This window comes from Bacillus timonensis, assembly GCF_004799755.1.
Taxonomy (GTDB): domain Bacteria; phylum Bacillota; class Bacilli; order Bacillales; family Bacillaceae_L; genus Ferdinandcohnia; species Ferdinandcohnia timonensis_A.
Genome location: NZ_SLUB01000053.1, coordinates 24,915 through 32,231, shown reverse-complemented (window position 1 = coordinate 32,231; position 7,317 = coordinate 24,915). Strand labels below are relative to the sequence as shown.

At 37.8% G+C, this 7,317-nt stretch carries 9 protein-coding genes; 4 read left to right on the top strand and 5 right to left on the bottom strand.

Features of this window, described 5'->3' with window-relative positions:
• Positions 1-325: transposase (locus tag E1I69_RS25065; protein WP_242634652.1), on the top strand; the 325-nt coding region annotated here is incomplete at its 5' end.
• On the opposite strand, the gene E1I69_RS19965 is transcribed toward E1I69_RS25065, so the two are convergent.
• Positions 271-1,440 (bottom strand): aminotransferase, encoded by a 1,170-nt coding sequence (locus tag E1I69_RS19965; protein WP_136381322.1) that lies wholly within the window; start codon positions 1,438-1,440, stop codon positions 271-273. The two genes, E1I69_RS25065 and E1I69_RS19965, sit on opposite strands and share 55 nt — an antisense overlap.
• A complete protein-coding gene (locus tag E1I69_RS19960) occupies positions 1,437-1,937 on the bottom strand; it encodes an Lrp/AsnC family transcriptional regulator (protein ID WP_136381321.1) in 501 nt (166 codons plus the stop codon). Before E1I69_RS19960 ends, E1I69_RS19965 begins: the two co-directional genes overlap by 4 nt.
• A gap of 166 nt (positions 1,938-2,103) precedes the next feature.
• Here E1I69_RS19960 and E1I69_RS19955 point away from each other — a divergent pair, with 166 nt between their 5' ends.
• Complete coding sequence (locus E1I69_RS19955; protein WP_136381320.1) at positions 2,104-2,907, top strand: alpha/beta fold hydrolase; 804 nt, start codon at positions 2,104-2,106, stop codon at positions 2,905-2,907.
• Between the two features lie 48 nt (positions 2,908-2,955).
• On the opposite strand, the gene E1I69_RS19950 is transcribed toward E1I69_RS19955, so the two are convergent.
• A complete protein-coding gene (locus tag E1I69_RS19950) occupies positions 2,956-3,165 on the bottom strand; it encodes a hypothetical protein (RefSeq protein ID WP_136381319.1) in 210 nt (69 codons plus the stop codon).
• A 141-nt stretch (positions 3,166-3,306) separates the two neighbouring features.
• On the opposite strand from E1I69_RS19950, the gene E1I69_RS19945 reads away from it, so the two are divergent.
• Entirely contained in the window at positions 3,307-3,690 is a 384-nt protein-coding gene (locus E1I69_RS19945) for a kinase-associated lipoprotein B (protein ID WP_136381318.1), read from the top strand.
• A 55-nt stretch (positions 3,691-3,745) separates the two neighbouring features.
• On the opposite strand, the gene E1I69_RS19940 is transcribed toward E1I69_RS19945, so the two are convergent.
• Both E1I69_RS19940 and kapD read right to left on the bottom strand, forming a co-directional pair.
• Entirely contained in the window at positions 3,746-5,071 is a 1,326-nt protein-coding gene (locus E1I69_RS19940) for a LysM peptidoglycan-binding domain-containing protein (protein ID WP_136381317.1), read from the bottom strand.
• A gap of 131 nt (positions 5,072-5,202) precedes the next feature.
• A complete protein-coding gene (gene kapD / locus E1I69_RS19935) occupies positions 5,203-5,826 on the bottom strand; it encodes a 3'-5' exonuclease KapD (RefSeq protein ID WP_136381316.1) in 624 nt (207 codons plus the stop codon).
• Between the two features lie 250 nt (positions 5,827-6,076).
• Between kapD and E1I69_RS19930 the strand changes: the two genes are divergently transcribed.
• Complete coding sequence (locus tag E1I69_RS19930) at positions 6,077-7,258, top strand: MFS transporter (protein ID WP_165439173.1); 1,182 nt, start codon at positions 6,077-6,079, stop codon at positions 7,256-7,258.
• Positions 7,259-7,317: the final 59 nt, after the last annotated feature.

Sequence of the window (7,317 nt, the reverse complement as noted above, 5' to 3'; positions counted from 1 at the left end):
CTACGCTCAACGTAAAGTTGAGGTAGAAAGTGTGTTCGGTCACATCAAGGGCAATAGGTCGTTCCGCAGATTTTCCTTGCGGGGGCTCGACAAAGTACATGTCGAGTTTGGGATTGTGGCATTAGCCCACAATATGCTGAAAGTAGCAGGCATCCGCCAGTTACTTTCAGAGAAAAATCGAAAAACTCAAAAAGGGCAAGGGAGAAAAACGAATTGTTTTTCCCCCTTGCCTTATTTTTTAGGACTTATCGGACAGTCCCATTTTTTATTTTACACGAGGTTATTATTTTTTAGGAATTGTCCCATCCGTTTTACAGCTTCTTGAAGTTGTTCAAGGGATGATGCATAGGAGCAACGAATATAACCTTCGCCACTTTCTCCAAAGACATTACCGGGAACAACCGCAACTTTTTCCTCCATTAATAACCGGTGTGCAAATTCCTCTGAAGATAGCCCTGTTTGTTTAATTGATGGAAAAGCATAGAAAGCTCCCCCTGGTGTGTGGCAAGTTAAGCCGATTTCCTGCAAGGAAGATACGAAGAAGTTTCTTCGCTGACGATAGCTTTTTCTCATATACTCTACTTCAGGAAGACCATTTCGAAGAGCTTCGATCGCCCCATATTGAGCCATTGTTGAGGCACACATCATTGTATATTGGTGAATTTTTAACATTGCTTCCGAAATTTCTCTTGGAGCCGCTGAATATCCTAAGCGCCACCCCGTCATCGCAAAGCCCTTAGAAAACCCCGATACTAAGATTGTCCGCTCAAACATCCCTGGGATGCTCGAGAAGCTTGTATATTTCCCTTCATAGGAAAGCTCTGCATATATTTCATCTGAAATGACAACCAAATCGTGTTCTTCAACAATTTTCGCTATGGCCTCAAGTTCTTCTTTCTTCAGCATCGTACCCGTCGGATTATTTGGAGAACAAATAATAATAGCTTTTGTACGATCAGTAACGACATTTTCAATTTCTTCAGGCTGCAACTTAAATTCATTTTCAGCCTTTGTATTCACAGGCACCGGAATTCCCCCTGCCAGTGAAACGATAGGGCTATATGCAACAAAAGTTGGCTCCACAATAATAACCTCGTCACCTGGATCAATAAGTGCTCGAATGGCTAAGTCAATTGCTTGGCTACCACCCACCGTGACAATAATCTCATTATTTGGTGAATACTCAACACCGAAGGACTTATGTAAATAAGCCGAAATTTCCTGCCGCAATTCAAGCAGTCCTGCATTTCCAGTGTATGAAGTAATCCCCGCTTCAATGGATGCGATACTTGCCTCTCTAATCGACCAAGGTGTTACAAAGTCTGGTTCGCCCACACCCAAGGAAATGACTCCTTCCATCGTAACCGCTAAATCAAAGAATCTGCGGATCCCGGAAGGCTTTAATTCTTGTACTTTTTTAGAAAGGTAGTGGGTAGTCATGGTGTCACCACAATCCGTTTATCATCTTCGCCTTGGTCAAAAATGGTTCCATCATGCTTATATTTTTTCAAAATAAAATGTGTGGTTGTGGAAAGAACGGAATCCAGTGTTGAAAGTTTTTCAGAAACAAAGGACCCAACTTCTGACATTGTTTTTCCTTCAATGACAACTGACAAGTCATAGGCACCAGACATTAAATAAACAGATTTTACTTCCTTAAAGTGATAGATACGCTTGGCAATTTCATCAAAACCTACACCTTTTTTCGGAGTTACCTTGACATCAATCATGGCTGTCACACCTTCGTGACCTGCAACTTTCTTCCAGTCAACAATTGTGTTATATTCTACAATAATCTTTAGTTCCTCTAGCTTACGAATAATGGTTTCGACTTCATCGACATTTTTGCCAACTAATTTTGCGATTGTTTCTACAGGAAGTCGTCCATTATTTTCAATGATCTCAAGTATTTCAATTTCATTTTCCTGTAATTGCATAAAGGTCACCCCTAGTTTTTTTGAAATAATTTTTGTCACTTATTATATCAGATAAATGAGTAGGATATTGTAAAATTTTTTATTCATTCAAAACTTTATGAGTTTTTCTTTGCCCCTTGGTAAAAATAGGGATAAATCTTTTAAATAGGATGTGGATTTTCCATCAATGGATACAATACAAATAAAGGGAATTAACCTTCATTATGAGTTCTACCATCTAGATAATGAAAAACCTGTACTCGTGTTATTGCATGGTTTTTTATCATCATCCTTCAGCTTTCGAAGGCTTATTCCAATCCTATCAAAAAACTATACCATTCTCTCTGTGGATCTTCCTCCATTTGGAAAAAGCGAGAAATCAATAAGGTTCACATACTCGTATTCAAATATTGCATCTGTCGTTAGTGAGTTAATTCGTTCTTTTCATTTCACAAAAATTAATTTGGTAGGACATTCAATGGGGGGGCAAATTTGTTTATACATGGCTAAACAAGAACCAGCTTTAGTCGATAAATTAGTATTATTGTGTAGCTCAGGATATATGAAGAGGATGCCAAAGTCCTTAATCTATTCTTCCTATCTTCCCTATTTTCATTTCATTGTGAAGAAAAAGCTTGCAAAGCAAGGTGTATTACATAATTTACGAAATGTCGTTCACAATCATGAGCTGATTGATCAAGAAATGATTGATGGGTACACGGAACCATTCTTAGATAATCGGATTTTTATGGGACTAACAAGGATGATCCGTCATCGGGAAGGTGATTTATCGTCTGAGGAACTAAAACAAATCAAGCATCCTGTTTTATTAATTTGGGGTGAACAAGATCGGGTTGTTCCCATTTCTGTGGGGAGAAGGCTTCATCAAGATTTACCTCATTCTACATTCGTATCGATTAAAAACACTGGTCATTTGGTCCCTGAAGAATGCCCGGAAAAGGTAGCTACTTATATTAAGAATTTCATTTAAAAAAAGATGGGTATCCCCATCTTTTTTTAGCAAATAATCACCTAAAGATTACTTCAAACTATGATCTTTGTCTTGATTCATTAGCTTCTTTTCAAGCTCCTCAGCTTTTGCCTGCTCTTTTTTTGAGTGCTTTATAATTAAACGAAAGACGAAAATCGCAATCATGATGCAAATAACCAGTTTTATGACAGCTGGAATATATTCTGATTTATCCTCAGGAAAATATAGAAACAGATTCAGTATTGGTAAAAACAGCATTACTACACACCTTTCAACCGGTAATGACAACTTTCATTATTATATCACATTCCTTTGAACGTGTTATAGATGCTTGTTCGATTATGGTCGGTTATAATGTAGATAGTGATGGTGCATTCATTTGCGAAGGGAGTGATGTTAATGTCTGACGAATTAAATATCGGTGACATTGTAACAGGAATTTATAAAACAGGAAAATATATTGGCGAAATTACAGCGATTAAGCCCGAACACTATCTTGTGAAGGTAAAGGCTGTACTAAAGCATCCAATGCAAGGAGACATTCATTCACCGAAAGATCCAAACGTGCCGTTTTTCCAAGAGCGGAGAGCACTAGCTTTTAATGAACAAACCAATGTACCGAAAAAGATGGTTCGCGCCTTTTCTGGGGATATTCCTGAGTATAAATCCTCTTTAAAGGAAGCTGTGGAAAAAACAAAGACTGACCTAGAAACAGAAGGCACGGAATGGGCAAAGCGCAGCCTGGAAAACATGAAGGTATTAGAGATGGATTATTTTAAATAAAGCCATTTTAGTCGTAAAAAACCTACGGAAGTATCATTTCCGTAGGTTTTTCTTATTAGTAAACCCGCTTGGCACCTACATAATACTTGGACCAATACGAATTATCCATGGACACAGCCGCGATTCCTTTCGAGGATGTGGCGGATATAAACTCATTATTGCCTACATAAAAACCAACATGCGATATTTGGCCTGTATTATTGACAGCAAAAAATACTAAATCACCTGGTTGGAGATTTGCTTTTGAAACAGAGGTGCCCATTTTATAGTAGCCAGCTGATGTGTTCCTTGGGATGTCTATTCCATGTCTAGCATGCATAAACGAAACAAATCCTGAGCAATCAAACCCCGCCGTTGTCGTTCCTCCCCAAAGATAAGGAATCCCGATAAAATTATAGCTATCTGAAACTAAATCTTTCAAAACTTGCTCCCTATTTGGTACATTTGATTCCGCTTTTGCATTTCCGGTCACATTTAGGACTTGTCCGATCGAAAGGGTATTGCTTGTAAGATTATTGAGATTTTTAAGTTCTGTAACACTCATATTATAAGTGCGTGCAATTCCATATAAAGTGTCTCCAGCTTTGACGGTGTATGTAGCACTTGCTACATTTTGTGGTGGAGTCGATATTGTGCTTCCTAGTTGTAAGGTTTGGCCAACATAAATGATTGATGAGGTTAATTGATTATTTTTCATAATTTGGTCTACGGTTGTGTTAGCTCGCTGGGCAATTGAATATAGCGAATCACCAGGTTGAACCGTATAGGTTTGTGCTTGAATTTGTGCGGACTCTGGTGCAGTACCAATTACTTGTAAGGATTGCCCTACTTGAATCGTATTTGATGTAAGATTATTTAATTGCTTTAATTGATCCACGCTCATATTATACGAATTTGCAATTGAATAAAGAGTATCACCGCGGTTTACCGTATATGTGGCGGTTGTCTTAGGTGGTTGCGACTCACTGATCACAAGTGTTTGACCAGGATAAATCATATCTCCAGTCAAATGGTTTAACTGTTTTAATTGAGAGACGGTCAGATTATATTGATTAGCAATTCCATATAAGGTATCTCCATTTGCCACTGTATGTGTAGATTGACTTTGACTTACTTGACCATTACTTGCAGCTTCCACGGTAGATGAATGATTCCCCCCTACCAGTGAAACAGTAGCAACAACGATTGTCCCCATCATAACTTTTACAATATTCGGATTCAGGTTGGGGACTTTTTCTTTTAGATACATTCGTATGCTTTCGTTAAAGTAAAGCTTTTTCCCTTGTTCCTGTGTACCAAGTTCACTGGAAAACTCCTGTAATCCTGGGTCAATATATAAAGTAATCGTTTGTGGATTTTCGATTTTATGACCTATAAACATTGAGCATCCCTCCTTTTCCAATTAGGATATCCTAACGGGATGCGATTATTTTTTGAATCCATTGTAAAAATCCGGTAGTGTATAAAACAGAAAAAATAAAAACCAATCCACACTTTGGGGTGAATTGGTTTTTATAAGGCAAATTTATTTAAGACTTTCGAGAAGTCAACACGATCGCCGATAGTTGTTGGCTCAGGTTTTGCTAAATAACGTTTATCATTTTCAACTAACTTGAATATATTAAAGGTTGTAAGTGCATCATCGAGGGCACAATGGTGTTTACCTGTCCCTTCTTTACCATATTCCTGAACTGCCTTCCAAAGACCTGTTTGGTTTTGGTCTCCGAAAAAACGTTTATATTCCATTGACAGATCTCGTTGTTTTCCTTTAAAAGGAAAAAGAACTCCAGCCTTTTGACAATTGTGACGTAGAACCTTCATATCCATATTTCCCCAAGTTATAATGGTGCTTGAGGATGTTTTTTCATATTCAGATAGCTTGTTCACTAGATGTTGAAACGATATTCCGTCATTTACTTGCTCCTGAGAGATGTGTAAAAAGGATTTGCACCGTTCAGTTAGTGTAGTAAATTTTATCGGTTTTACATAGGAAGAGTATTGGTCCATTATCTTCTGATTCTTCACAGCTACAAGACCAACCTCTATAATCTCGGGGTAGAATCCTTGTGGGTTGCTTTTTCCCTCAGGCATCGTAAATTCAAAATCTATGAACAAATATTGATGCTGATTATCCACACCTAAACCTCCTTTGTCATATTTCTTTTACCAAAGAAGTGGCTAACTTCTGCTGAATAAAGTTAAACTTAGACGAACATCTTTTTAAATATTATAACACGATTCCCTTTATTTTTCAGAATATATTTATAATATATATGCTTTTTTACCTTTAATAAAGTAAGATAATATTCTATAATATTTAGTAAATCGAAATATCCGAATTGAGAAGGTGTTATCCATTCAAACAGCCAAGCGTAATCTAGTTATTATGTGGTTTGCCAATTTTTTTGTTGCAGCTAGTGCAACAATGATTATGCCATTTCTGTCTTTATATATCGAAACGTTTGGAGATTACTCAGATGGCTTTGTGCAACGGTGGGCCGGCTTAGTCTTTGCTGCAACCTTCTTCACCGCTTTTTTTATTTCACCAATTTGGGGACGTTTTGGAGATCGAAATGGCTACAAAAAGATTCTATTAATTACAGGGACTGGCATTGCCTTTAGCATCTTTTTAATGGGGTATGTGAATACAGTTGAACAATTATTTGTTTTGAGGCTTTTTATGGGTGTGGTAACTGGATTTATCCCGACCTCCCTAGCCCTCATTTCAGCACAAACACCGAAGGAAATTGCAGGAAAAACATTAGGGACTCTTCAAATGGGTAATGTTTCTGGAGCATTATTTGGTCCATTATTAGGTGGATTGCTTGCTGATGCAGTCGGTTTTCAATATACCTTTGTCATCACTGCCGTGGTGATTTTAGGTGCAGTCATTCTAGTAGGTTTTGGTATTAAAGAAGTACGGCTAAATGAAACAAGTACGACGGTTAAGAAATATACGCGTAAAGAGGTATTAATTCATATCTTCAAAAACCCCGTTTTATTAACCGTGATGTTGATTTCAACACTCATTCAAGTAGCAAATTTCAGTATCCAGCCCTTACTAGCATTATATGTAACGCACTTAACCGACAGTAGTAATATTGTATTTTTAGCTGGAATGGCGTTTTCAGCGACTGGATTTGGAAATTTATTATTTACGAGACAATGGGGGAAATTAGGAGACCGAATCGGGCATGAAAAGATTTTAACATTCCTTCTCCTCGCCTGTTCCATTTTGTTTATCCCTCAAGGTCTTGTAAATGAATTATGGCAGCTTGTTTTATGTAGATTTTTATTTGGCATGGCAGTCGGTGGTTTAATTCCGTGTATGACAGCCTATATCCGCCAAGTTGCCCCTCTTTCGATGCAGGGAGAAGTCCAAGGCTATAATGTCAGTTTTCGTTTTTTAGGGAATGTGATTGGTCCAATATCCGGAGGAATCCTAAGTGGGTTCTTCGGTATTTCTACCGTCTTTTTCATAACAAGTGGGCTGTTTTTAACCGGGGCGATCATTTTAAGGCTAAGTGTTGTTCGACATTCTGATAAGTCAACTCAACATGCTGCGTAAAACAGATGGCAAATGCCGTCTGTTTTTTTATATAATGGGAGAATAGTAATCTTTGAGAG